Origin of the sequence: Pseudomonas sp. Marseille-Q5115 (assembly GCF_916618905.1) — a bacterium.
GTDB classification, from domain to species: Bacteria; Pseudomonadota; Gammaproteobacteria; order Pseudomonadales; family Pseudomonadaceae; genus Aquipseudomonas; species Aquipseudomonas japonica_A.
Map to the genome: position 1 here is coordinate 665,271 of NZ_CAKAKI010000001.1, position 23,990 is coordinate 689,260.

Consider the following 23,990-nt stretch of genomic DNA (forward strand, 5'->3'; position numbering starts at 1 on the left):
GGCGAGTAACGGCCGGTAGCTCAGCCCCGTGACGTTTGCACGATCAGCTGAGCTATCCGGTCCAGCCCCACCACTTGCCGGGCAGCCCCAAGGCGAATCGCTTCCTTGGGCATGCCGAACACCACGCAGCTGGCCTCATCCTGGGCGTAGGTATCGGCCCCGGCCTCAAGCATTTCTTTCAGGCCCCGGGCGCCATCGTCACCCATGCCCGTCATGATTACGCCTGTGGCATTGGCGCCGGCGAAGCGCGCAACGGAGCGGAACAGTACATCCACCGACGGCTTGTGCCGGTTGACGTGAGGGCCATCGGTGACCTGCACGTGATATTGCGCGCCGCTGCGCTTGAGCAACATATGGCGCCCACCCGGCGCGATCAGCACCCGCCCCGGCAACACACGGTCGTTGTCCCGGGCTTCCATCACTTCCACCTGGCAAAGGCTATCAAGCCGCTGGGCGAACGCAGCAGTGAATTTCTCGGGCATGTGCTGCACCACGAGAATGGCCGGGCATACCCGAGGCAGCGCCGTCAGCACACGCTCCAGCGCCTGGGTACCGCCAGTGGAAGTGCCTAATGCGATCACGCGCTCGGTGGTGCGGGCCATGGCTTGGGCGCCTGCGGGCGGCAGAATCGCATCGGCGGTATGTTTCGGCGCCACCGCTGGCAGCGGTGAACGTGCACGCAGGGCGTTCAGGTTGGCTTTCGCCGCACCCCGTACCGCGCTGGTCAATTCCGCTGCCGATTGATGCAGGAATTCCTTCAGGCCCATTTTCGGTTTGGCAACGATATCCGCAGCGCCGGCGGCCAATGCCTGCAGTGCGGTCTGGCTGCCGCTTTCAGCCAGGGTAGAGCAAATCACCACGGGGGTAGGGCGTTCACTCATCAGCTTGCGCAGGAAGGTCACGCCGTCCATGCGCGGCATTTCCACGTCCAGCACGATTACATCCGGCCACTGCTTGGCCATCTTTTCCATGGCGAACAACGGGTCGCTGGCCACACCGATAACCTTCAGGTCCGGGCTCTGCTCCAGAATGGCTTGCAGTACCTGACGCACCACGGCCGAGTCGTCGATGATCATTACCTTGATGGGCATGGCGAGCGGGCTCATGGTTTGCGGTAGATGGAAGGGGACACCAGCGCCAGCGCATCCGTTACGCCATTCAGGCTTTCGGAGTGGCTCACGATGAAGTAGCCACCGCTGCGCAGTAGCGGGACCAGCCGGCTGAGCACACGCTGCTTGGTGGGTACATCGAAATAGATCAGCACATTGCGCAGAAAGATCACGTCGAATTCGCCCAACTTGGGCAAGTGATCGTTCAGGTTCACCTGCAGGAACTGCACTCGATCGCGCAGCGGTTTGTCCACCAGCAGCGTGCCTGCCTGGCGCCCGATGCCCTTGAGGCAATAACGGCTCAAGTGTTCCTGGCTCAGGTTGCGGGCCCGCTCCATCGGGTAATGGCCCCGAGCGGCCTTTTCCAACACCCGGGTACTGATATCCGAGCCGAGTATTTCCCAGGGTTTTTCGCCCAGGCAGTCGGCCAGCAGCATGGCGAGGCTGTAGGGCTCTTCCCCGGACGAACAGGCGGCGCTCCACAGGCGGAACGTGCGCCCCGGCCGTTGAAGCTGCGGAAGCTGTTCGCGCAACCACTCGAAATGCTTGGGTTCGCGAAAGAAATAGGTTTCGTTGGTGGTGAGCAGATCCAGTGCAATCTGGGCTTCACCTACGCCCTGGGGGGTGGTGATCATCGCAAAATAAGCGCCATGATCATTCATGCCATGGTGGCGCAAACGCGTGGCCAGGCGGCCCGCCACCAACGCCTTCTTGCTGGCCGCCATATGGATGCCCGCACGCTGATAAAGCCAGCGCTGAAAGTGCACGAAGTCGGCGTCGGTGATGCCGCTGTTACTCACGCCGCCGCCTCGCCTGCCATATGGCTGATGGCCGCCAGGTCTTGCAAGGCGAGCACACGGTTGGCATCGAGCACAATCACAAAGCGTGCCTCCAGGCGCGCCATGCCGGCAATGAAGTCGGCGCGAATGCGCGCGCCGAACGCCGGCGCCGGCTCCATGTGCTCGGCAGCAATGTCGAGCACCGCGCACACGGCATCTACCAGCAGGCCGAACACCTGTTTGTCGCCGTCCTCCGCGTTTATTTCCAGGATCACCACGCAACTGCGGCGGCCGAGCTCAGCCGGTGGCTGACCGAAACGCGCGGCCAGGTCAATCACGGGTACTACCGCACCGCGCAGGTTGATCACGCCGCGCACATAGGCCGGCATCATCGGTACCACAGTCATCTGGCTCAGCTCGATGATTTCCTTGATGCCTTCGATGGCCAGGGCATAGGTGTCCCCGGCAACCGAGAAGGTCAGGTACTGCGCATCGGCGAGGGTGCCGGGGGTTTGGCTAGTCATCACAGCGCCTCCTTCAGAACCGGGTGAACTCGGTTTCACACAGTGCCGCAGCCGGCTCGCCGCGCCAGGCCTGACGTGCAGGCGTAGCGACCGCTGGCCGCGCCGGGCTGCGCTGCGAGGTTGGCGGCACGCCGCGGGCGTTGTCGGTTTCCATGCGGAAGAAGCTCATGGCCCGCTGCAGTTGCTCGGCCTGGCTACTCATTTCCTCGGCGGTGGCCGCCAGCTCTTCGCTGCTGGAAGCGTTCTGCTGAGTGACCTGGTTCAGTTGCACCATTGCCATGTTGATCTGGGCAACACCCGCGGACTGCTCTTCGGAGGCAGCACTGATTTCCTGCACCAGGTCGCTGGTCTTGCCGATAGAGGGCACCATTTCGGTCAGCAGGGCGCCGGCGCGTTCCGCCAGGCTCACGCTGCTGGTGGACAGCTCACCGATTTCCTGCGCCGCCACCTGGCTGCGTTCAGCCAGCTTGCGCACTTCGGCGGCAACCACCGCGAAGCCTTTGCCATGCTCACCGGCACGGGCGGCTTCGATCGCGGCGTTAAGCGCCAGCAGGTTGGTCTGGTAGGCGATGTCGTCGATGATCCCGATGCGCTGGGCGATCTTCTTCATGGCGTCGACGGTAGCCTGCACCGATTGCCCACCTTCCACGGCTTCGCGCGAGGCCTTGCTGGCCATGCCATCGGTCACCTTGGCGTTTTCAGTGTTCTGGTTGATGCTGGCGGTCATCTGTTCTACCGAAGCGCTGGTCTGTTCCACGCTGGCAGCCTGCTCGCTGGTGGCCTGGCTCATGGACTGCGCCGTGGCGCTCACTTCTTCCGAAGCGCTGGCCAGGTTATCCGCCGCATGGCGAACTTCGCCAATGATGCGGCCAAGCTGGCCCGCCATGTTTTCCATGGCAACCAGTACCCGGCCGGTTTCATCCTGGCTGGTCACTTCCACCTTCACGGCCAGGTCACCCTCGGCCAAACGCGTGGCTACATCCATGGCATGGCGCAGTGGGCGGGAGATGATGCGGGACACAAACCAGGTAAGGAACAGGCCCATGATCACCGAGCCGGCCAATACCAGCGCGATCGCCAGGCGTGCGCGCTCATAGGTGCTGGCAGCTGCTTCGCTGACTGCCTGGGCGTTGGCGTCGTTGAGCGCGACCAGCTTGCCAAGGGTCGCCGAGGCGCCCTCGAACACCGGGCGAGAATCCACGGCCAGCATGGCTTTGGCGCCTGCCTTGTCGCCCTGGCGGGACAGGTTCAGCAGTTTTTCGCTTATGGCAAGGTACTGGCGGTAGTCGCCGACAAAGCTGTCGTAGAGGGCTTGTTCCTCGGGGCCGGAGATCAGCGGCTTATATTTTTCCAGGTTGGCGTCAACTTCAGCCTTGGACTGCTGCCCGGTGCGCACCAGCTCATCCATCTCCGCGTCGCTGTCGGCCAGGATGTGGCGCGCCTCGCGGGTGCGGTACTGGGTAAGGTTGTAGCGCATGGCGGCCGCGGCGCGGATGGACGGCACGGAATCCTCGCTCATGCGTACAGCGGCGCTATTGACCGCGGACAGTTGCATGATCGCGAAGACGCCCAACACGATGGACAGTGACAGCACCAGCAAGAAGGAAATCAGCAGCTTGGCGGAGATTTTGAGATTGTAGAACCAGTTCATTGGAACACCTCGGGACTAACCCTGGACAGCCTGAAACGTTGAAGAAAGTTTGAGCGAAGCGCTCTCGCGCTCGGTCAGGTGCTTGAGCAGGGCAGGCACGTCGAGGATCAGGGCGACCACGCCACTACCCAACACGCTGGAGCCGCTGATGCCTCGAACGCCGCCGAACAGCGCGCCGAGAGGTTTGATAACGGTTTGGTATTCGCCCATCAGGTGGTCCACCACCAGCCCCGCCTTGAGGCCGTGGGCGCGGATCACCACGATGTTTTCCCGCCGGGGCGCTTCGCCGTGCAGCTCGAAATGGTCACGCAGGAACACCAGCGGCAACACTTCCCCGCGCAGGTCCACGTGCCCCCTGGCCCGCAAGGCGTCACGTTCGCCGGGCACCAGCTCCATGCATTCGCGCACCATCCCCAAGGGGATGACATAACTGCTGCCTGCGGCTTCCACGAGAAGCCCGTCGATCATCGCCAAGGTGAGTGGCAACCGGATGCGCACAGTGGTGCCTTCGCCTGGCGGGCTGAACAGCTCGATACTGCCGCGCAGGCCGGTGATGTTGCGTTTCACCACGTCCATGCCTACCCCACGCCCAGACAGGTTGGTCACGGCCGCCGCGGTGGAAAAACCCGGTTCGAAAATCAGTGCCAGCAGCTCACGGTCGCTGGGCTCGGTATTGCCGATCAGGCCGCGTTCGCGTGCCTTGGCCAGAATCCGCGCGCGGTTCAGGCCGGCACCGTCGTCGCTGAGCTCTACCACAATGTTGCCGGCGTCGTGGAACGCATTCAGGTGCAGCCGGCCGCGCGCAGGCTTGCCTGCCGCCAACCGCGCTTCGGGTGTTTCGATGCCGTGGTCCATGGCGTTGCGCAACAGGTGCATCAGGGGGTCACCGAGCTGCTCCACCAGCGCTTTGTCCAGTTCGGTGTCGCCACCGCTGACCACCAGCTCGATGTCCTTGCCCAGGCCCTGGCTGACGTCACGTACCACGCGATGAAACCGGTTGAAGGTTTCGCCGATCGGCACCATGCGCATGGCCAGTGCGCCTTCGAGCACCTGCTCCACCAAGGCGTTGACCGAGGCGGTCGCCTCCAGCAAGGCCTCGTCGCCGCGGCCCATAGCGGCACGTTCGGCCAGCAGGCGCGCACCGGCGCCCGCAGTTACCAGTTCGCCCGCCAGGTTGATCAACGCCTCGAGCTTGTCGGCGCGCACCCGCACCCAGGCCTGGCGGTTGTCTGGCGTTGGGCGCGCCTCTGGCACGGCTGTTTGCGCGGTTGGCGCTACTAAGGGCTCCACGGCGGTCGCAGGTAGCAACTCGCTCGGGGCCTCGCCGGTCAATTCGTTGATCGCCAGCTCGCACTCGCCCTCTACAAACGCGAACGCCTGGGCCAGGGTGTCTGCATCGCAGGCGGCCTGCAGCTGAAGGTCGAAGCCCAGGTAGCAGGTTTCAGGGTCGAAAGTTTCGGCTTCGCTGATGCCTTGTTGGTAAAGCTCCAGGGCCTTGCGCTCGCCGAGGGTATCCAGGTAACGCAGGAACGACAGCGGGTCCATGCCGTGGCGGAAGGTGTCTTCGCCGAAGCGCACCGAAACCTGCCAAAGCCGGCCAGGGTTTGTTTGAGCCTGTTCCACCGCAGCCGCCGGGGCAGCCGCGGCTTGCCCACCGCAGGCGGCAAGGCGGTCACGCAACGGTTGTTCATTGGCCAACAGCGCGGCACCTGGCTCGCGGCGCTCCACGGCTACGCACTCGAGCAAGGCGCTCAAGTGGTCGTTGCAGCCCAGAAGCAGCGCGATGCGATCACGGTCGATGGCCAGGCTGCCGCTACGCAGGCGGTCGAGCAGGTCTTCGACCACATGAGCGAAGCTCACCAGCGGGTCGAGCCCGAACAGCCCGGCCGAGCCTTTGATGGTGTGGGCCGCGCGGAACACGGCGGCCAGGCACTGCATATCGCCCGGCTCGCTCTCCAGGCGCAGCAGCGCTTGCTCCATGTCCTGGAGGAGTTCGCGGGCTTCGGCGATAAAGGTCTGCAGTGCAGCGTCAAGGTTCATAGGCCGGTTTGTTCCTGAGGGTCAAAGATCACGAAGGCATCGCGAGGCCGGTCGCGGGGCAGAGCTGGAGCACGTCACGCACGGCATCACTGGCGGCGGTGAGGGCCAGGTCATGGCCGTCTGCGCGCAGCCGCTGCTGAATGAACAGCAACCACTGCAATCCCGCACCGTCCATTTCTGTCACTTGGCTGAGGTCCAGGCGCCAGGCGCTAGCTTGGGCGAGCCAGGCTTGCGCGGCAGCGTGCAGTTCGCCCACCTGGTAAATGGTCAGCTCGCTTTGCAAGGTGACCTGCAGCGCGTCGCCGGCTCGCTCTGCCACGATCATGGCGCGATCAGCTTGGCCACGGCGGCCAGCATCTGCGCTGGCTGGAAGGGCTTTACCACCCATGCACGGGCGCCAGCGGCCTGGCCTTCCTGCTTGCGGCTTTCCTGGGATTCGGTCGTGAGCATGATCACTGGCGTGAACTTGTACGCCGGCAGTTTCTTCAGCTCTTTCACGAAGGTAATGCCGTCCATGTTCGGCATGTTCACATCGCTGATCACCAGGTGGATCTTCTGGCCCGTCAGCTTGCGCAGTGCATCCTGGCCATCGCAGGCTTCCAGCACGTCGTAACCCTGTCCCTTGAGGGTGATACCTACTACTTGGCGAATGCTCGCGGAGTCATCCACCACCAATATGGACTTGGCCATATAACCTCCTGAAGGGTGATTTACTAAAGCGGTCAATACGCCGTTGCCCGAAAGGGCAGCGGCCTAGAAAAAGGTGATGGCGCTGTCGGCGGGCCGGGCGCTGCCCCGGCCGTGATGGTTGTTGCGCTGCTCTTGCATCGCATAGGTGCGTTCGGTTTCGGCCAGCCAGGCGTCCACGTCGAGGTGGAAGGGTTCGCCGGTCGCTTGGCAATGCGCCAACTGCTGATGCAGGCTTGCCATCCGTTCACGTACCTGAACGAGGATCTGGCTCACGCGGTCCTGGAACTGCAGCTCTACCAGCACCAGGGAAAGCTCATGGCCGATGCCGGTACTTTCGTCCTGCAGCAGCTGCGATGCGCTTTGCAGCTGCCCGGTGATGCCCTGGAAACGTCCCAACACGCCTTCGATGGTGTGCTCGGCATGCGCAACGGTGTCGTTCCCCTTGTCATTGCTTTCACCCGCCACTTCTACCAGGCGGCCGATGGCGGTATTGATCACATCCACCTTGGCGGACATTTTCTGGCCCGTTTCGCTGGACTGGCTCGACAATGAACGCACCGCATCGGCAACCACGGCAAAGCCGCGACCGGCTTCCCCGGCGCGTGCCGCTTCAATAGCGGCATTGAGCGCCAACAGGTTGGTTTGCTGAGCGATGGCGGCCACTTCCGCTGCCATCTGCCGCAACTCGCCGGTGTAGTCGGTAAGGTTGCGCACGGCGTGGAGCATTTCATTACGGCTTTGCTGGCTCACACGCAGCGTGTCCACCACTTCGGTCAGGGCGACCTGACTCTGGGACAGGCCTTCGCCTGCGCCTCCCTGGCCCATGTCACCGGCGGCCTGGCGCGAGGTGCTCACGGTGTGGTCGAGGCGTTGGGCAATGTCTACGAAGCGTTGGGTAAGCGCGCCAATGGCCGCTTCGGTCTGGTCACGCGAGGTGTCGATCTGGCGCATCCATACCGGCAATGCGGCGAGACACAAGCGCTGGGCATCTTCAACCCGAGGGGCTTCACCGGCAGGCGACTGGCTGGCGAGCTCACGCGCCTGCGCTTCGGCCGCCCGGTGCTGGCCGCGCCAGCCGCACAGCGCGCCGGCCACCACAGCGGGCGCGGCCACACAAATCGCGGTCAACCAGAACGGCAGGGTAGGCGCGCTTGCCAGCACGGCCAGTGAGACGGCTGCGCCCGCAGCGTTGAACAGCACAGGCGCGCAACGGGCGACAGGATGAACATCGCGATCGTTGGACTTCATGGGTAACCCTTGAGCAGCGGCCCCGGGCGGGGCAGGTACCCGGGTTATCCCCTATGGGCCCGATAACCTTAGTCAATCGCGCCGCCGTTCGTCGTAAAGCTGGATCCTATTATGCGAGGTTTGTACAGGCGCGCTGGCGTGTAAAACACCGCCTTTGGCGGCCAGACCGTTCGTAGTCAATGATCACGGGGCAGAGCAGGGGGATAACGAAACGGCGCTAATGCGGAGCACCGTGTACAACTTTTCATGGCCTTGCTTTCAGGCCGTTGCCGACTGTAGAAGTCGGCGGAGCCGGCGAACACAATGATCGCTGTGCCGGCCCCAAGCCCGTGCATGAATCTAGAAGTTCTTCGCGGCCCCCCGGGTGCCGGGGTATTCGATTTCCTGAACGATCTTGTTCTTGATGTCCAGGCGCTTTTTCTTCAGCGCGCTTACAGTGTTATCGTCAGCCGAGGCGCTCTCGGCATCGACCACTTGCCGGTCGATGTCCTCGTATTTGGTGACCAGGCTTTGCAGCAGTTTGTTGGTCTGCTGCAGCTTGTTCACTTCTTCTCGCGTTTTGCCCAGGTCGGCATAAAGATCATGTGTAGCTGGCATCGCTTCACCTCGCGGCTGGTGGATTATACGGAGCATAGCCGTTGATTCACGGTTTTGACCCTTGCAAGCGGGGCGTTCGTTCCCCTGACCTGGGCTATGCTAAGACCACTGGTCACTCCTGGCCGGCCGATGTGAGGACCTCCATGCCACACCTGCACCTGGAATACACCCGCAACCTGACTGGCCTCGAACCTGAGAAGCTCCTGCTCAAGCTGAACCATTCCTTGATGGCGAGCGGTCAGTTCGCCCATGAAGTGGATATCAAGGCCAGGGCCGTGCAGCTCGATCACTTCCGCGTAGGCATTGGCCTGGGTGAACGGGCGTTCGTGTACGTGAAGCTCGCCATACTTAGTGGCCGGTCGGCCGATGTAAAACGCAAACTATCTGAAGGGCTGCTTGGCGCCCTGCAAGAAGGCCTCACTGTGCCGCCCGGGCTGGATGTGCAGCTGGGTGTGGACATCGTCGACATGGACCGCGAAGCCTATGTCAAATGGCGAAGCCATGCCTGAGCACGCTGCGCCACTGTTTTGTGTGAGGGAAACCTGAAAGTTTCCTTCATAACTCATCAAGGTTTCGTTTAACTTGGTGCTAACACTTACTCCCGGCATATTTTTCACGAAAAGTTTATTTTCCTCGCCCTAAAGTTCGCTCGGCTCGGCTGGCGAGCGAACTTTGCGAACGTGAAAAATATGTCGATGATCAAACCGGTGCGCCCGGAAGTGATAACACTTGCGGCCAGTGCCTGCCTGTTGGCCTCGTTCAACCTTCCGTTGTGGCACCACCTTGGCGAAATCACGCGTAGCACCAGCGCTGGCTTGACGATTGCCTTCGCAGCCCTCATAGGGCTTGCGTTCAACCTCGTGCTCTCGTTGCTTGGCGGTCGCTGGACCCTAAAGCCCGTGTTGATGGTGCTGTTCCCCGTGAGCGCGGGCGCGGCCTGGTTCATGAACAAGTACGGCATCGTTATTGACCCCGGCATGTTCAGGAACATTGCGGAAACGGACGCCAGCGAAGTACGTGACCTGCTTTCGTTGAAGTTCATAGGGTATATGGGGTTGTGTGGCGTTATGCCCGCCGTGGTGATCTGGAAGTTGCCTGTAAGTTACCGCCCGGGGCTGCGCGGCCTATTTGCCAAACTTACCGCCCTGATCGGCAGTGCCGTGCTTATGGCGGTTATCGCGCTGAGCAACTACCAAGGCCTTGCCTCGCTGTTTCGTAACCATCACGAGCTGCGTTTGCTGGTAGTGCCAAGCAATGTGATAGGGGCTGGATTGGCGTACGTCAATGAACAGGTGGCTTCGGTCCGCCAACCCTTCGAGCAGATAGGCGCCGATGCCCACAAGGCCACGGCCTGGGCCAGCCATACCCGCCCATCGCTCACGGTGCTGGTGGTGGGCGAAAGCGTGCGGGCAGACAACGTAGGCCTGCTGGGCTATCAGCGCGATACCACCCCCGAGCTTGCCCAGGAGGAAGGCGTGCTGGCCTTTGCCCATGTGCAATCGTGCGGCACGGAAACCGCCGTGTCGGTGCCTTGCATGTTCTCCAACCTTGGGCGCAAGGCGTACACCGCCGTGCGGGCGCAGAACCAGGAAGGCTTGCTTGACGTGATCCAGCGTGCCGGGGTGAAGGTGGTCTGGCTGGACAACCAGTCAGGCTGCAAGGGTACCTGCGCCCGGGTGAGCTACCAGAACCTTGCTCAAAGCAAGGACGGCCATTACTGCGACGACGAATGCCACGATGGAATACTCCTGCGCGACCTTCCCGCCATGCTCGACAACCTGAAGGAGGACACGGTGCTGGTGTTGCATGAAATGGGTAGCCATGGGCCGGACTATTACAAGCGCTACCCGGCCGGGTTCGACTTTTTCACGCCTGTTTGCCGCAGCAATGCGCTGGATGCCTGCTCCCGGGAAAGCATCGTGAACGGGTATGACAACACCGTGCGCTACGCCGATCATGTGCTCGCTGGCCTGATCGACACGCTGCGCAGCCATGAGGGCAGGGTGGACAGCGCCATGCTGTACCTATCCGACCACGGCGAGTCGTTGGGTGAATACAACCTCTACCTGCACGGCACCCCCTACATGCTGGCCCCCGATCAACAGAAGCACGTTCCGCTGATCGCCTGGTTTTCCACGGGCTACCGCAGCACTTTCGCAGTAGACACTACCTGCCTGCGCCAGCGGCAAGGCCAGCCCTTGAGCCAGGACAACCTGTTCCATTCCATGCTTGGCCTTTTGGCCATCGACACCTCGGTATATGAGCCTGCCCTGGACCTTTTTGCAGGCTGCCGTGGCAACAAGCCATGACCCGGCTGTAACGGTCCTCGAGCGGCGCGATATATACTGCGCCCATTGTTTGAGGAGAGGCTTGTGGCCATAGCGATAGAGTGGATCCGTGACGACCAGGCGCTGGCGGCGCGGTGTGCTGCATGGCAGGCGCTGCCGTTCATTGCACTGGATACGGAATTCGTGCGAGTGGACACCTTCTACCCCAAGGTCGGGCTGTTGCAGGTGAGCGACGGGCATACGGCCTTTTTGATCGACCCGCTTGGCATTTCCGCCTGGGCGCCGCTGGCCGAGCTGTTGGCTGCGCCAGGGGTAGTGAAGGTGCTGCATGCTTGCAGCGAAGACCTCGAAGTTCTTGCCCGGCTGACCGGCCAGTTGCCGGCGCCGCTGTTCGATACGCAGCTGGCGGCCGCCTACCTGGGGCTGGGGTTCTCGATGGGCTATTCCCGCCTGGTGCAGGAAGTATTGGCAATCGAGCTGCCCAAGGGCGAAACCCGCTCCGACTGGCTGCAGCGGCCTCTCTCCGAACTTCAGGTGAGCTATGCCGCGGAAGATGCGCTGCACCTGGCCGAAGTGTATCAAGCGCTGCGCCCGCGCTTGAGCGACGAGCGCTTTGGCTGGGTACTGGATGACGGCCATGAGCTGGTAGCGCAATGGGGCCGCGAGGTTGACCCGCGTGAACTGTACCGTGACGCCCGGCTCGGCTGGAAACTCACTCCCGTGCAGCTGGCGGTGTTACGCGAACTGTATGCCTGGCGCGAAGAACAGGCGCGCCTGCGCGACGTGCCTCGTAACCGAGTGATCAAGGAACAGACGCTCTGGCCGCTTGCCCGCTTCCAGCCCAATAACCTGTCGGCGCTGGCGAAGATCGACGAAATGCACCCCCGCACCATCCGCCAGGACGGCGAAACCTTGCTTGCGCTTATTCATGATGCAGCCCACACCCCGGAAGCGGAACTGCCCGCGCCGTTGCCCGATCCTTTGCCAATGGAGGCCGCGGGCGTGCTCAAGCAGTTGCGCGCGGTAGGCCAGGCGGAGGCCGAGCGGCTGGGCATCGCCCCGGAACTGGTATTGCGCAAGAAAGTCCTCGAAGCCCTGCTGCGCAGCGGTTTCCCGAACGGGCCCTACACACTTCCCGATACCTTGCGCGGCTGGCGGCGCGAGCGGCTTGGCCAGGCCTTGCTCGATAACCTGGCCACCGTTGGAGGCGAACAGCCATGAAACGTATCTGCTCGATTTATCGCAGCCCCAAGAAAAACGAAATGTACCTCTACGTACTTAAAAGCGATGCGCTGGCCCGGGTGCCCGAAGGGCTGCTGACCGCGTTCGGTGCGCCGCATCATGCCTTCGACCTGGTGCTCAGCCCGGAGCGGCAGCTGGCCCGCGAGGATATTCACAAGGTGCTGGAAAACCTCGATGCCCAAGGCTACCACCTGCAGATGCCGCCGCCTGAAGCGGAGTACATCGAGCACCTTCCCGAGGAGCTGCTGCGGCGCAACGATCCCATCTAGCCCGCGGCGTGCCGATTTCACTGGACTGCCGGTGCCCTTCTTGTAGGCTGCCGGCCTTTGCCTCGTTGTCGCTTTCAAGGTTCGACCATGCGCGTGCTTATCGCGGAGCAGGCCTTTGCCGCCTACACCGCCCTGCTTCAGGACAAGGCACCAGCCTTGTACATCCACACCAGTGGTGATTCCGCCGAACTCTCCCGCCTGGCCGCCGAATGCCCGGTATGGCTGGGGCAGCCGGATTTACTGGCAAGCCTGTTGCGTCAGGGCCACCGCCCTCGCTGGGTGCAGTCCACCTGGGCGGGCATCACCCCGTTGCTGGCGCTGGGCTTGACCCGGGATTACACCCTTACGCGCGCAGTCGGGATTTTCGGCCAAGTGATGGCCGAGTACGTGCTTACCTACGTGCTGGGCCATGAGCGCAAGGTGATGACCCGCGTCGTCAGCCAGGTCGAACGGCAGTGGGACAATCGACCGGTGGCCAGCATTGCCGGGCGCAAGGCGCTGATCGTGGGCGTGGGGGACATCGGCCGCAGCGTTGCCTATTACCTTTCCCTGTTTGGCGTAGAGCTGTATGGCATCGCCAGCGGCCCGCGCGAGCTGGCGCCGTTCAAGGAAGTCGCCGGGCTTGATGCGTTGCCACGGCTGGTACAGGAGGCGGATTTCGTGATCAACCTGCTGCCCGATACCCTCGCCACCCGGGACGTGTTCGATGCGCGGCTGTTTGCCGGTTTCAATCCAGAGGCGCTGTTCATCAACGTGGGGCGGGGAAGCGCCGTGGTGGATGCGGACCTGGTTCAGGCCCTGCGCGACGGCCACCTGGCGGGCGCGGTGATCGACGTGTGCCGGCAGGAGCCGTTGCCCCGCCAGCATCCGTTCTGGACCGCCTGGGGGCTGCTGCTCACTGGCCATACCGCGGCGCCTACATCGCCCGCGTTGATGGCCGGGCTGTTCCTCGAAAACCTTGCGGCATTCGAGGCAGGGCAGCCCTTGCGTGGCACCGTGGATTTCAACCGCGGCTACTGAACCGGGGCTTCAGCTGAAATCGAAGTCGCCGCTCTTGGCCAGCTCTTTCACCGGGCGCCGTGGGCTTGGGGTTTCCCGGCCCTGCAGGTACTCCGGAAGGCTGGCCTTGTCGCCCAGCTTGCCGACCGCTACCGCCGCGTGAAGGGCATAGCCTTCCGGCACTTTCAGGGCTTCGCGGGTTTTGGCCTGGTCGAAGCCGGCCATGCCGTGGGTATGATAGCCGCTGATGCTCGCTTGCAGGGCGAAGTGCGCCCAGGCCGAGCCGGTGTCGAAGGTGTGCCACAGCGCAGGGCCTTCTTCGGTGGCACCCGGCGGGGTGAAGGTGGTTTTCGACAGGATGATCACCAACGCCGAGGCGTGTTGTGCCCAGGCGCGGTTGAATTCGTTGAGCAGCTCCAGGTAACGCGCCCAGTCCGGGGTGTCGCGGCGGGCATACAGGAAGCGCCACGGCTGCGAGTTATAGGCAGAGGGTGCCCAGCGCGCGGCTTCGAAGAAGCTCAGCAGGGTTTGCTCGTCGATCGGCTCGGCGTTGAAGGCACGGGGCGACCAGCGATTGATGAAGTGTTCGGCGATGGCGTAATCGGCAATACGTGGGGTATCGGGCATGGCGTCGCTTCCTGTTCAAGAAGGTAGCAAGCTACTCAACCGGATCGACGCTGGCAAGCAACGGTTACCGACAGTCGCCGGGGCTTGGCCCCAGCCCCGCGCACCACTAGACTTGCGCCCGCTTTCTGCCGATGCCCCATCGGCATGCCTTTCGTATCAGGAACGCCCATGGCCGCCAAAGTAGAACCCTTCTGGATTCGCAAAACCCTCGATCAGCTGGATCAGGGGGAGTGGGAGTCGCTGTGCGATGGCTGCGGCCTGTGCTGCCTGCAGAAGCTCGAAGACGAAGACGACGGCAGCGTGTATTACACCCGCATCGCCTGCCGCCTGCTGGATCGCGACACCTGCCGCTGCAGCGATTCCCCCAACCGCCGCGCCCATGTGCCGGACTGCATCCAGCTCACCCCTGATCAGGCCGATGAGTTCAAGTGGCTACCGCCTACCTGCGCTTACCGGTTGGTGAGCGAGCGCCAGGACCTGCCCCTCTGGCACTACCTGGTGTGCGGCGACCGCGATCAGGTGCACAAGCAACGCGTGTCCCAGGCCGGCCGCATGCTCAGCGAAAACGCCGTGGCTGCGGACGACTGGGAAGAGTACCTGATCTTCCGCGCCGGCTAACGATTGCCGTATTTCCTGTAGCAGCCGCGCTTGCGCGCGACCGGCTCGGCTCGGTGTTGGCCCAGTGGCGCGCAAGCGCGGCTGCTACGGTCGGGGTGCACGGTTTACACCTTCGGCGATTCCAGCGAATCATTCCCGGTCACGGTCGCCGATTCGGTGGCGGCTACGGCGTTGTCTTTGAGCGACTTGAGCTGATCACCCGCGCGTTCGATGTTGCCACGCAGGCCGTCCAGTTCTTCCCGGCCCTTGGCCAGCAGCGCCTTGGTCTTGCTGCGGCCGGTGAACCCACGGGCCAAGGCTACGCCACCCAGGGCGATCTGGATCAAGCCAAAGATGCCGCCGCGGCGAACACCCTTGCCTACCAGCAGCGCGCCGCCAGCAATGGAGCCGGCGCGTTCCCAGCCGTGAACGTTGGTTTCTGCGCCGGTGGAGGTGGGCAGTGCTTCTACAGCTTCGGTGATGATGTCTTTGCTCATTCGGGCGTCTCCATGGGAAGTTCTAAGGCTCCCTAAGCTGACTCCCAAACGCGACGGCTGTTCCCTTATTTGAAGCGCGGGCCGGAACGGGTGTTGTTGCCCTTGGCGAGGCGGTCATACAGCACCACGTTCACCGTGGCCGCGAGGTTCATGCACCCCTGGGTTGGGATGTAGATCGTGTCCTCGCACCACTGGCGCAGGTCTTCATCCAGGCTGCCGTCTTCAGGCCCGAAGATGTACAGCGCCCGGTCGGGGTGGGTGTAGGTCGGCAACGGCCGGGCATCGTCCACCAGCTCGACGGCCACGGGCACGCAATCGAGCGGCAGGATAGACCGCAGGTCGTCCACGCCGATCAGCGGGATGTCGTAGTGCACCCGTTTGGTATCGGTCACGAAGTCCCGGGCGCGCTCGTAGCGGCGGCCGGTGTAGAACACCGAATTCACCCCATAGCAGCCCGCGGCACGCATTACCGAGCCCACGTTTTCGGGAGACTTGGGGTTGTGCAGCCCGATGCAACTGTATCGCTTGTTCGCCACGGCCGGCCCCTGGTTGAAAAACGCGCGATTATCCGGGGCAGGGGGCGTGAGGGCAAGGATAAGCGCGACGGGGGGCTTGTGATCCCGCTGCCAGGGGGATAGCGTTATGCCTTGCCCCAGCAACGAGAGGCCGTCGCTTGATCGCCATGACCCGATACCTTTTGCTGTTGTCCCTCACCCTTACGGCTATTGCCCAGGCCGCCACCGAGCCGCCCGCGCCCGTGGACGCGGCGCCTCCGGTACCTGCGATTGTGCCGGCTACACCGTCCGTTCAGGGCGGGCCAGGCGCGGCCGCTCCACCGGCAAGCCCAAGCGCGCCCTTGCCCGAACTGCAAGTGCCGCAGCCCCCTGCGGTAAGCCCGGCGGCGGCACGCAAGCCGGGCAGCGCGGAGGAAAGCTGAGGCGCGCTCAGGACAGCCGCTGCCCGTCCGCCATGCGCAACCGTTTGGACAAGGCGATCGCCAGCGCGCGAATCAGCTTGGCGGCCACCTTCGGCGCTTCGGTCATCATCTTCTCCAGCGAGTCCTTGCCCAGGCTGAGCAGCTGGCAGTCCGTGGCCGCAAGGCACGTGGCGGAGCGCCGCTCGCCGTCGAGCACCGCCATTTCGCCAAACGAACGGCCCTTGCGAAGCAGCGCGATCTCGACCTGATTGCCCTCGGCATCGGTCTTGGACACTGAAACGTTGCCGTAGTGGATAATGCACATGAAGGTGCCGGCGTCGCCCTCGCTGAAGATGCGGGCGCCTTGCTCCATGGAAACAATGCTGAAATAGCCTGCGGCCACGCCGCAGTCATCGGGGTGCAATTGGCTGAACAGGCCGCAATCCATCAGCATGATGCGGATTTCATTGTTCAGTGAAGCGGCGTTGGCCATGGTGGATATCTTCGCTATGCCTTTGAAGGTTATTTACACCAGATTCAGCACCTTGAACACAAAGCTGTATTCGAGTGCCACGTCGCGCAGGCCCTGGTATCGGCCGCTCATGCCGCCATGGCCAGCGCCCAGCTCGGTCTTGAGCAATAACAACCGATCATCAGTCTTTAGCTCCCTGAGGCGAGCCACCCATTTAGCGGCTTCCCAATAGGCGACACGGCTGTCGTTGTAGCCTGCCACCACCAGCAAATGCGGATAGGCCTGGGGCTGCACGTTCTCGTAGGGCGCATAGGCCTTGATGCGGGTGTACACCTCCGGCTCCTGGGGGTTGCCCCATTCGTCGTACTCGGTAACGGTAAGCGGCAGCTCCGGGTCCAGCATCGTATTGAGCGTGTCGACGAAGGGCACCTCGGCGATGCCCGCGGCGAACAGCTCCGGGCGCTGGTTGAGCACTGCGCCGATCAGTAGGCCACCGGCGCTGCCACCGCTGATCACCAGGCGGTCGGAAGCGGTAATGCCCGCATTGATCAGGTGCTGGGCGCAAGCGATGAAATCGCTGAAGCTGTTGTGCTTGTTGGCCTGCTTGCCGGCCTGGTACCAGGCCTCGCCCAATTCGCCGCCGCCGCGTACATGGGCAATGGCAAAAGCAACGCCGCGGTCGAGCAGGCTCAGCCGCGCATGGGAAAACCACGGGTCCAGGCTTTCGCCATAGGCACCGTAGCCGTAAAGGTACAGCGGCGTGGGTTCGCCAATACGATCACGGCGGCGCACCAGGCTCACCGGTACCTGGGTGCCATCCGGCGCGGTGGCCCATAGCCGTTCGCTAAGGTAGTCGTCAGGGTTGAACGGGCCCAGCACCGGCGTTTGCTTCAACACCACCTGCTCACCGCTGGCCAGGCTGAGCTGGCGCACCTGGCCCGGGCGGTTCAATGCCTCGTAGCGCAGGCGCATGTGGTCGCCAGCAAACTCCAGGGTGTCTTGCACATAGAGGCTGTAGGCCGCGTCAGGGAGCTGTACCCGGTACGCTTCCCCGCCGGCGGGGTATACCTGCACGATGGGCAGGCCCGCCTCGCGCAGGCTGAGCACATAAGCCTGGTGATTGAGGCTGAAGCCATCGAGCATTACCTGGGGGTCATGAGCCACCAGTGATCGCCAATCGGCTTCCCGTGGCGCGGTATTGCCTTCCGGGCACTGGTACAACGCGAAGTTCAGGCCGTCACGGTTGGTGCGGATGAACCATGCCCAGGCGCCGTTCAACTGGCCGTGGTCGACGTCGTAATCATGCCCTTCGCGCCGCTCGGCCACACAGGCGAACGCGCCTTCCGGCTGCCCGGCATCCAATACCCATGCCTCGGCGGTGGTCTTGCTGTTCACGTGCAGCACCAGTTGCCGCTCCGAGCTGGTGCGGTAGCAGTGCAGGAAGAAACGGCCGTCGGTTTCCTCGAACACCAGCGCGGCCCCCTGGGTGCCGAGGCGGTGGCGATACAGCTGGTACGGGCGGTGGGTGTCGTCATGCACGGAGAAGAACAGCGTCGCGCTGTCGTTGGCCCAGGTCATGCTGCCCGAGCACTCTTCGAACGGCAGGCTTTGGATTTCACCGCTGGCCAGGTCCTTGACGAACAGTTCGTAGGTCTCGTCGCCCTGGGTGTCCAGGCTATACGCCAGCCGCTGGTGATCCGGGCTTACGCTGAACGCGCCCAGCGACAGGAAGCCACCATTGGCCAGCTCGTTGGGGTCCAACAGCAGCTGCTCTTGAGCGGGGTCTACGTTGAGCGAGCCGTCGGCCGGGCGCGGTGCGCGATAGTGCCGGGCGTATTCGTCGCCCGCCGTTGTGCGGGAATAGTACAACCATGGCCCCCAGGGGGAGGGCAGGCTGAGGTCGGTTTCCAGGATGCGACTGCGGATTTCCTCGAACAGCGCTTCGCGCACGTCGGCCTGATCGGCCAGTTGGGTGTCGAGCCAGGCGTTTTCGGCGCGCAGGTGTTCCAGCACTTCATCGCTGTCGCGGGCCTGCAGCCAGGCGTAGGGATCGCTGCCGTCAGCCTTGCGGGTGATAGGTGGCGTGGGCTGTGACATGCGCAAGTCCTCGATTCGATGGCGCGGCGGAGCCACGCTGGCCGGCGGCACTGCGCCCCCGGCCAAAAGCCGTTATCATAAGCGCCACTTTGCCGCCTTGCCACGAGCACCATGACCGAGAACGACTATTACATTGCCTGGGGTATCTATGCCTTCGCGGCCCTTGGCTGCCTGCTGGTGTGGTTTCGCCTTACCCGCTGGCTGTGGCGCTGGTTGCGCGAGCCGCTGCGGGTGGTTGGCGCCGCGCTGCTGTTCACGCCTACGGTAGTGGACCCGGCGCGTGAGCAGTTCGCTCCGGCGATTGCCATCACAGCGCTGGACCTGCTGTTCAAGGTCGCCGGCAACGCCTGGCGCGCGGTCTCGGACCTGGCCATGTACAGCGTGATCGCGCTGGCGGTATATGCGGTGTTTGCGTTCATTCGCTGGCCCATCGAGCGCGGCGCGCGCGCGCGTCAGGCCGAGCGGGATGCCGAAAGGCAGCGCCAGGCCAAGCTGGCCGAGGCCGAAGCGAGCGAGCCTTTCGCACCCGAGCGCCCGAACCTTGCGGCCGGCCGGTACGATGCCGATCCAGGCCCGGCCAATCCCGCGACACGCCGCCCTCCCGAGGGTGGCTCCATGCGCGTCGAGCCACGGCTTTAGCACTGTCATTCCCAGGAGCCTGTCATGTGTGAACTGCTCGGCATGAGCGCCAATGTTCCCACGGACATTGTGTTCAGCTTCACCGGTTTGATGCAGCGGGGCGGCCGCACCGGGCCCCACCGCGATGGCTGGGGCATCGCCTTTTATGAAGGGCGTGGCCTGCGGCTGTTCCAGGACCCGGCCCCCAGCTGCGAGTCCCGCGTGGCGGAGCTGGTGCGGCAATACCCGATCAAGAGCGAAGTGGTGATCGGCCATGTGCGCCAGGCCAATGTAGGCAAGGTGTGCTTGTCCAACACCCACCCCTTTGTGCGTGAACTGTGGGGGCGCAACTGGTGCTTTGCCCATAACGGCCAGCTGGCGAACTTTGCGCCAGCGCCTGGCTTTTACCGCCCGATCGGCGATACCGACAGCGAAGCCGCGTTCTGCGACCTGCTCAACCGCATCCGTACCGCGTTCCCCGACCCCGTGCGCGAAGAGTTGCTGGTGCCGATCCTGGTCGAAGCCTGCGCGGGTTATCGCCGGCTGGGCGTGTTCAATGGCCTGCTGAGCGATGGCGACTGGTTGTTTACCTTTTGTTCCACCAAGCTGGTGCACATCACCCGGCGGGCACCTTTCGGCCCGGCCCGGCTCAAAGACGTGGACGTGATCGTAGACTTCAAGGCAGAAACCACGCCAGACGATGTGGTCACGGTGATTGCCACCGAACCGCTCACGGAAGACGAAACCTGGCATCGGCACGAACCCGGTCGCTGGTGCCTATGGCGCGGAGGCGAATGCGTCGCCGAAGGCCACATCGAATAAGGACGCTCCATGTTGCGTAGCTATCTTCGCCTGATACTGTTCGCTGTCGGCTTGCTGGTAGGGGTTCAGGTGCCGGGGGTGATCAACGATTACACCCAACGGGTGCAGGCGCATCTGCTCGAGGCGCAGAGGGCTCTGCAAGGCTTCAATGAGACCGCGCAGAAGTTCTTCAATGGCGACCTTCAGGCGCTGGTGCAGCACTACCAGAACAGCGACGACCCGGTGTTCCGCAGCGACGCCCAGAGCGTGGCGGGGCTGGTTTCGCGGGAGCAGGCGCTGGCGCGCGAATGGCAAGCCCTGCAAGGGCGCTGGTATGAACGCGCCTGGCATGTGGCTACTGCCGCTGACAAGCAGATCCGCGAAGAAACCCTCAACAGCTACGACTACCGCGTGCCATTGTCGCCGGATGCCATCGCCTGGGGCATTGCCGTAGCCCTGCTGCTGGCTGCGGCCATCGAGTGGTTGCTGATCGGAGTGGGGTATACCTTTGGCATCCGGCCAAGGAAGCCTATCCCGGAGAGTTGGCGGTAGAAAATCCGCCGGTTGGGCCAAATGTTCCCGGGCTTCGCCCAGTCCTACAGATTTGTAGGACCGGCGGGGCCGGCCATCCGGTGAAACCCGGGAATGGACTCACTACTTAGCCAGGTAACGCATCCCTTCTTCCAGCCCTGCCAGGGTGAGCGGGTACATCTTGTCGTCCACCAACTCGCGCACCAGGGTGGTGGAGGCGGTGTAGTGCCAGGTTTCCTTCGGGTACGGATTGATCCAGATCAGCTTGCGGAATTTATCCCGAAAGCGCTGCATCCACGCCGCGCCGGCCTCTTCGTTCCAATGCTCCACGCTGCCACCGGGGTGAGTGATTTCGTACGGGGCCATGGCGGCATCGCCTACGAAGATCACTTTGTAATCCGCGCCGTACTTGTGCAGCAGGTCGTGGGTGGCGGTGCGCTCGGAGGTACGGCGCAGGTTGTTCCTCCACACCGATTCGTACACGAAGTTATGGAAGTAGTAATACTCCAAGTGCTTGAACTCGGTCTGGCAGGCCGAAAACAACTCTTCGCAGGTTTTCACGTGGGCATCCATCGAGCCGCCGATGTCGAACAGCAACAGCAGCTTGATGCTATTGCGACGCTCCGGGCGTAGTTGGATGTTCAGCAGGCCCGCATCACGGGCGGTGTGGTCGATGGTGCCGTCGATGTCCAGCTCTTCCGCCGCGCCTTGCCGGGCGAACTTGCGCAACCGGCGAAGCGCCAGCTTGATGTTGCGGGTGCCCAGCTCTACCTGATCGTCCAGGTTCTTGTACTCGCGCTGGTCCCATACCTTTACGGCCTTGCCCTGGCGCTTGCCAGCATCGCCCACGCGGATGCCTTCAGGGTTGAAGCCGCCAGAACCGAACGGGCTGGTGCCGCCTGTACCAATCCACTTGTTGCCCCCGGCGTGCCGGGCCTTCTGTTCGGCGAGGCGCTCCTTGAACGCATCGATCAGCTTGTCCAGCCCGCCCAGGGTCTGGATCTGCGCGCGCTCCTCCGGGCTGAGCGAACGCTCGAATTCCTTGCGCAGCCATTCTTCGGGGATCAGCGCTTCCAGGTGCTCGCCCAGGTTGTCCAGCCCGTTGAAGTAGGCGGAAAAAGCCCGGTCGAATTTGTCGAAGTGGCGTTCGTCCTTCACCAGGATGGCGCGAGACAGGTAATAAAATTCGTCCATGTCGGCGAACACCACGTGGCGCTTCAAGGCCTCGAGCAGGTCCAGCCATTCGCGCAGAGATACCGGCACTCGCGCCGCGCGCATTTCATTGAACAGGTTAAGCAGCATGGCGTTGGCCTCCGCGGCGGTTCAGCGGTTGCCGCGACGGCTCATGAATGCCAGGCGCTCGAGCAGTTGCACGTCCTGTTCATTTTTCACCAGCGCACCGGCCAGCGGCGGAATGGCCTTGGTGGGCTCGCGCTCACGCAGCACTGCCTCGCCGATGTTGTCGGCCATCAGCAACTTGAGCCAGTCCACCAGCTCACTGGTGGAAGGCTTTTTCTTGAGGCCCGGCACTTTGCGCACGTCGAAGAACACGTCCAGCGCTTCGCTTACCAGGCTTTCCTTGATGCCGGGGAAGTGCACGTCCACGATTTTCTGCAGGGTGTCGCGGTCGGGGAAGGCGATGTAGTGGAAGAAGCAGCGGCGCAGGAAGGCGTCCGGCAGTTCCTTTTCGTTGTTGGAAGTAATGATGATGATCGGGCGGTGGCGCGCGCGGATGGTTTCGTCCGTCTCGTAAACGTAGAACTCCATCTTGTCGAGTTCTTGCAGCAGGTCGTTGGGGAATTCGATGTCTGCCTTGTCGATCTCGTCGATCAGCAGAATCACCCGCTCCTCGGCCTCGAAGGCTTCCCACAGCTTGCCTTTCTTGAGGTAGTTGCGAACGTCATGCACTTTGTCCACGCCCAACTGCGAATCGCGCAGCCGGCTTACCGCGTCGTACTCGTACAAGCCCTGATGAGCCTTGGTGGTGGACTTGATATGCCAGGTGATCAGCCGGGCGCCGAAGGCCTGGGCGAGCTGCTCGGCCAGCATGGTCTTGCCAGTGCCGGGCTCACCCTTTACCAGTAGCGGGCGCTCCAGAGTGATGGCCGCGTTGACCGCCAGCTTGAGGTCGGATGTGGCGACGTAGGCCTGGGTCCCTTCGAATTTCATGCGGCGATCCTCTTGTTTTGGTTGCAGGGATCATAACCCGTGCCCGGGGGGAATTCATCGCCCCCGGGGTTTAGTCCTTCGTCGGCGGCGCTTGCTCGTAACGGGCACTGAATGCCTGAACGAACCCATTGCGCAGGATTTCCCAGAAGGCCTGCAGGGGGCTGATGTCCTGGCGATGCACGTTGCCGCTCAGCTCGACACGGGTCGCGAACTGGTTTTTGCGCTGGTTTTTCAGCACAGTTTCAGTGCCGCCCACCAAAGCTTCCCATACAGAGCGGAAGAACCCTTTGTCTTTGCTCTCGACATCCTGCTGCCAATTGAACACGTCCACATCTCGCAGTAATGGCTTGATGTAGCCGCTTAGCCTGGCCTTGTCGGCTTTGGCCTCGATCACTACGTCCCCGTGGCCGGCGTTGAAGTCGAATTTGCCGTAGGCAGAGGCGAAGTCGTTGACGCGTTTGAGCTCGATATCGGTCACGCGCAGGCGGAACTCGAAGTCCTCGAAGTTGCTGAAGGGGTCGAAGGTCGCCGTGGCATCCACCGGGGCCTGGCCGAACAGCACGGCCTTGCCGTCGAAACGGGCGTCGCGCTTGCCTTGGGCGTCTTCCACGTTGGTGAGGTTGTAGAGGCTTGCGTTGATCTGGGTAGCTTCAAGCTTCACCGGGGGCTTGGAGGTGAAGTTGTTGAAGGTGACCTTGCCGTCATCCACGCGGATTTCGTTCAGGGTGATCGGCAGGAGTTTTTCCAGCTGTGCACGCCAATCGGTGCCCGCACCGGTCTGGGACGCCTGTTTGTTTTCGCCGCCATCCACGAAGTTCAAGGCAGGGCGCAGGAAGGCGATCCGGGCTACCACAGCGTGGTCATACCACAGTGAATGCCAGCTCACCGCGATGTCTGTACGCGGCAGTTCGAGCAGCGGTACCGGCACCTTGCCGTCCACCTTGGTAACTTTCAGCCCATTGACCACATAAGCGCCGCGCCACAGCGCGATGTCCACGTCGTCCACGTGGCCACTGTAGGCGCCCATGTCGCGAAGCTTGTCATTGAGGTAGTCGCGCACGATAAAGGGCAGGGCGATGTGCAGCACGATCAGCAGCACAACCAAAGTAACGATAGCCACGAGCGGCCAGCGGTAGCGACGTTTCATCGAAGCGGGCTCCTTCAAACATGGTCAGTGGACTGTTTTGTGCGCAAGACGTTCGACCCGCCGCCCACTGGACGCTGCGCAC

27 protein-coding genes are annotated in these 23,990 nt (G+C 63.0%); 10 read left to right on the forward strand and 17 right to left on the reverse strand.

Annotated features, from left to right (window positions below; translation table 11 throughout):
* Positions 1 to 20: 20 nt before the first annotated feature.
* The 9 genes from LG385_RS03110 to LG385_RS03150 form a co-directional block, all read right to left on the reverse strand.
* A complete protein-coding gene (locus LG385_RS03110; protein ID WP_225772327.1) occupies positions 21 to 1,091 on the reverse strand; it encodes a protein-glutamate methylesterase/protein-glutamine glutaminase in 1,071 nt (356 codons plus the stop codon).
* A gap of 11 nt (positions 1,092 to 1,102) precedes the next feature.
* The gene (locus LG385_RS03115; protein ID WP_225772329.1) at positions 1,103 to 1,909 is read right to left on the reverse strand and encodes a CheR family methyltransferase; all 807 of its coding nucleotides are present in this window, start codon (positions 1,907 to 1,909) and stop codon (positions 1,103 to 1,105) included.
* A complete protein-coding gene (locus tag LG385_RS03120; protein WP_225772332.1) occupies positions 1,906 to 2,412 on the reverse strand; it encodes a chemotaxis protein CheW in 507 nt (168 codons plus the stop codon). Before LG385_RS03120 ends, LG385_RS03115 begins: the two co-directional genes overlap by 4 nt.
* Before the next feature lie 13 nt (positions 2,413 to 2,425).
* Positions 2,426 to 4,063, reverse strand: a complete 1,638-nt coding sequence (locus LG385_RS03125) for a methyl-accepting chemotaxis protein (RefSeq protein ID WP_225772334.1) — start codon at positions 4,061 to 4,063, stop codon at positions 2,426 to 2,428.
* Between the two features lie 15 nt (positions 4,064 to 4,078).
* On the reverse strand, positions 4,079 to 6,103 hold the full coding sequence (locus LG385_RS03130; protein WP_225772335.1) for a chemotaxis protein CheA: 2,025 nt from the start codon (positions 6,101 to 6,103) through the stop codon (positions 4,079 to 4,081).
* 28 nt (positions 6,104 to 6,131) lie between these two features.
* A complete protein-coding gene (locus LG385_RS03135) occupies positions 6,132 to 6,428 on the reverse strand; it encodes a lipid asymmetry maintenance protein MlaB (RefSeq protein ID WP_225772336.1) in 297 nt (98 codons plus the stop codon).
* Positions 6,425 to 6,793 carry a response regulator gene (locus tag LG385_RS03140; RefSeq protein WP_181111492.1) on the reverse strand — a complete coding sequence of 123 codons (369 nt, stop codon included), beginning with the start codon at positions 6,791 to 6,793 and terminating at the stop codon, positions 6,425 to 6,427. The genes LG385_RS03135 and LG385_RS03140 overlap by 4 nt, the downstream gene beginning before the upstream one ends.
* Positions 6,794 to 6,856: 63 nt before the next feature.
* Complete coding sequence (locus LG385_RS03145; RefSeq protein WP_225772339.1) at positions 6,857 to 8,041, reverse strand: methyl-accepting chemotaxis protein; 1,185 nt, start codon at positions 8,039 to 8,041, stop codon at positions 6,857 to 6,859.
* A 339-nt stretch (positions 8,042 to 8,380) separates the two neighbouring features.
* Positions 8,381 to 8,638: a DUF465 domain-containing protein gene (locus LG385_RS03150; protein WP_225772341.1), complete on the reverse strand. Its 258-nt coding sequence runs from the start codon at positions 8,636 to 8,638 to the stop codon at positions 8,381 to 8,383.
* Between the two features lie 143 nt (positions 8,639 to 8,781).
* Here LG385_RS03150 and LG385_RS03155 point away from each other — a divergent pair, with 143 nt between their 5' ends.
* The 5 genes from LG385_RS03155 to LG385_RS03175 all read left to right on the forward strand — a co-directional run bounded on the left by LG385_RS03155 (position 8,782) and on the right by LG385_RS03175 (position 13,457).
* The gene (locus tag LG385_RS03155) at positions 8,782 to 9,147 is read left to right on the forward strand and encodes a 5-carboxymethyl-2-hydroxymuconate Delta-isomerase (RefSeq protein WP_225772343.1); all 366 of its coding nucleotides are present in this window, start codon (positions 8,782 to 8,784) and stop codon (positions 9,145 to 9,147) included.
* Between the two features lie 180 nt (positions 9,148 to 9,327).
* Positions 9,328 to 10,947 (forward strand): phosphoethanolamine transferase, encoded by a 1,620-nt coding sequence (locus tag LG385_RS03160; protein WP_225772345.1) that lies wholly within the window; start codon positions 9,328 to 9,330, stop codon positions 10,945 to 10,947.
* Positions 10,948 to 11,010: 63 nt separating this feature from the next.
* Positions 11,011 to 12,147 (forward strand): ribonuclease D, encoded by a 1,137-nt coding sequence (rnd, locus tag LG385_RS03165; RefSeq protein ID WP_225772347.1) that lies wholly within the window; start codon positions 11,011 to 11,013, stop codon positions 12,145 to 12,147.
* Complete coding sequence (locus tag LG385_RS03170) at positions 12,144 to 12,437, forward strand: YcgL domain-containing protein (protein ID WP_225772349.1); 294 nt, start codon at positions 12,144 to 12,146, stop codon at positions 12,435 to 12,437. The genes rnd and LG385_RS03170 overlap by 4 nt, the downstream gene beginning before the upstream one ends.
* 87 nt (positions 12,438 to 12,524) lie before the next feature.
* Entirely contained in the window at positions 12,525 to 13,457 is a 933-nt protein-coding gene (locus tag LG385_RS03175) for a D-2-hydroxyacid dehydrogenase (RefSeq protein WP_225772351.1), read from the forward strand.
* 9 nt (positions 13,458 to 13,466) lie between these two features.
* Here LG385_RS03175 and LG385_RS03180 read toward each other — a convergent pair whose 3' ends face one another.
* The gene (locus tag LG385_RS03180) at positions 13,467 to 14,063 is read right to left on the reverse strand and encodes a nitroreductase family protein (protein WP_181111500.1); all 597 of its coding nucleotides are present in this window, start codon (positions 14,061 to 14,063) and stop codon (positions 13,467 to 13,469) included.
* Between the two features lie 168 nt (positions 14,064 to 14,231).
* Here LG385_RS03180 and LG385_RS03185 point away from each other — a divergent pair, with 168 nt between their 5' ends.
* A complete protein-coding gene (locus tag LG385_RS03185) occupies positions 14,232 to 14,681 on the forward strand; it encodes a YcgN family cysteine cluster protein (protein WP_225772353.1) in 450 nt (149 codons plus the stop codon).
* 104 nt (positions 14,682 to 14,785) lie between these two features.
* Here the strand turns inward: LG385_RS03185 and LG385_RS03190 are convergent, their stop codons facing one another.
* Positions 14,786 to 15,157: a DUF2892 domain-containing protein gene (locus LG385_RS03190; protein ID WP_181111502.1), complete on the reverse strand. Its 372-nt coding sequence runs from the start codon at positions 15,155 to 15,157 to the stop codon at positions 14,786 to 14,788.
* A gap of 65 nt (positions 15,158 to 15,222) precedes the next feature.
* On the reverse strand, positions 15,223 to 15,693 hold the full coding sequence (locus tag LG385_RS03195) for an RNA methyltransferase (protein WP_181111503.1): 471 nt from the start codon (positions 15,691 to 15,693) through the stop codon (positions 15,223 to 15,225).
* Positions 15,694 to 15,839: 146 nt separating this feature from the next.
* Here LG385_RS03195 and LG385_RS03200 point away from each other — a divergent pair, with 146 nt between their 5' ends.
* The gene (locus LG385_RS03200) at positions 15,840 to 16,094 is read left to right on the forward strand and encodes a hypothetical protein (RefSeq protein ID WP_225772355.1); all 255 of its coding nucleotides are present in this window, start codon (positions 15,840 to 15,842) and stop codon (positions 16,092 to 16,094) included.
* Between the two features lie 7 nt (positions 16,095 to 16,101).
* Here LG385_RS03200 and LG385_RS03205 read toward each other — a convergent pair whose 3' ends face one another.
* Both LG385_RS03205 and LG385_RS03210 read right to left on the reverse strand, forming a co-directional pair.
* Positions 16,102 to 16,566, reverse strand: a complete 465-nt coding sequence (locus LG385_RS03205) for a Crp/Fnr family transcriptional regulator (RefSeq protein ID WP_181111505.1) — start codon at positions 16,564 to 16,566, stop codon at positions 16,102 to 16,104.
* Positions 16,567 to 16,599: 33 nt separating this feature from the next.
* Positions 16,600 to 18,642, reverse strand: coding sequence for a S9 family peptidase (locus LG385_RS03210; protein WP_225772357.1), 2,043 nt, complete (start codon positions 18,640 to 18,642; stop codon positions 16,600 to 16,602).
* 111 nt (positions 18,643 to 18,753) lie between these two features.
* Between LG385_RS03210 and LG385_RS03215 the strand changes: the two genes are divergently transcribed.
* Genes LG385_RS03215 through LG385_RS03225 form a run of 3 tightly spaced genes read left to right on the forward strand, consistent with a single transcriptional unit; the run spans position 18,754 to position 20,613 of the window.
* Positions 18,754 to 19,281 carry an MFS transporter gene (locus LG385_RS03215; RefSeq protein WP_225772359.1) on the forward strand — a complete coding sequence of 176 codons (528 nt, stop codon included), beginning with the start codon at positions 18,754 to 18,756 and terminating at the stop codon, positions 19,279 to 19,281.
* Positions 19,282 to 19,305: 24 nt separating this feature from the next.
* Positions 19,306 to 20,082 carry a class II glutamine amidotransferase gene (locus LG385_RS03220; protein WP_225772361.1) on the forward strand — a complete coding sequence of 259 codons (777 nt, stop codon included), beginning with the start codon at positions 19,306 to 19,308 and terminating at the stop codon, positions 20,080 to 20,082.
* Between the two features lie 9 nt (positions 20,083 to 20,091).
* A complete protein-coding gene (locus LG385_RS03225) occupies positions 20,092 to 20,613 on the forward strand; it encodes a DUF2937 family protein (RefSeq protein WP_225772363.1) in 522 nt (173 codons plus the stop codon).
* Positions 20,614 to 20,715: 102 nt separating this feature from the next.
* Here the strand turns inward: LG385_RS03225 and LG385_RS03230 are convergent, their stop codons facing one another.
* The 3 genes from LG385_RS03230 to LG385_RS03240 all read right to left on the reverse strand — a co-directional run bounded on the left by LG385_RS03230 (position 20,716) and on the right by LG385_RS03240 (position 23,908).
* The gene (locus LG385_RS03230) at positions 20,716 to 21,894 is read right to left on the reverse strand and encodes a vWA domain-containing protein (protein ID WP_225772365.1); all 1,179 of its coding nucleotides are present in this window, start codon (positions 21,892 to 21,894) and stop codon (positions 20,716 to 20,718) included.
* A gap of 21 nt (positions 21,895 to 21,915) precedes the next feature.
* Positions 21,916 to 22,761 (reverse strand): AAA family ATPase, encoded by an 846-nt coding sequence (locus LG385_RS03235; RefSeq protein ID WP_225772367.1) that lies wholly within the window; start codon positions 22,759 to 22,761, stop codon positions 21,916 to 21,918.
* A 70-nt stretch (positions 22,762 to 22,831) separates the two neighbouring features.
* Positions 22,832 to 23,908, reverse strand: coding sequence for a DUF748 domain-containing protein (locus LG385_RS03240; protein ID WP_225772370.1), 1,077 nt, complete (start codon positions 23,906 to 23,908; stop codon positions 22,832 to 22,834).
* Positions 23,909 to 23,990: the final 82 nt, after the last annotated feature.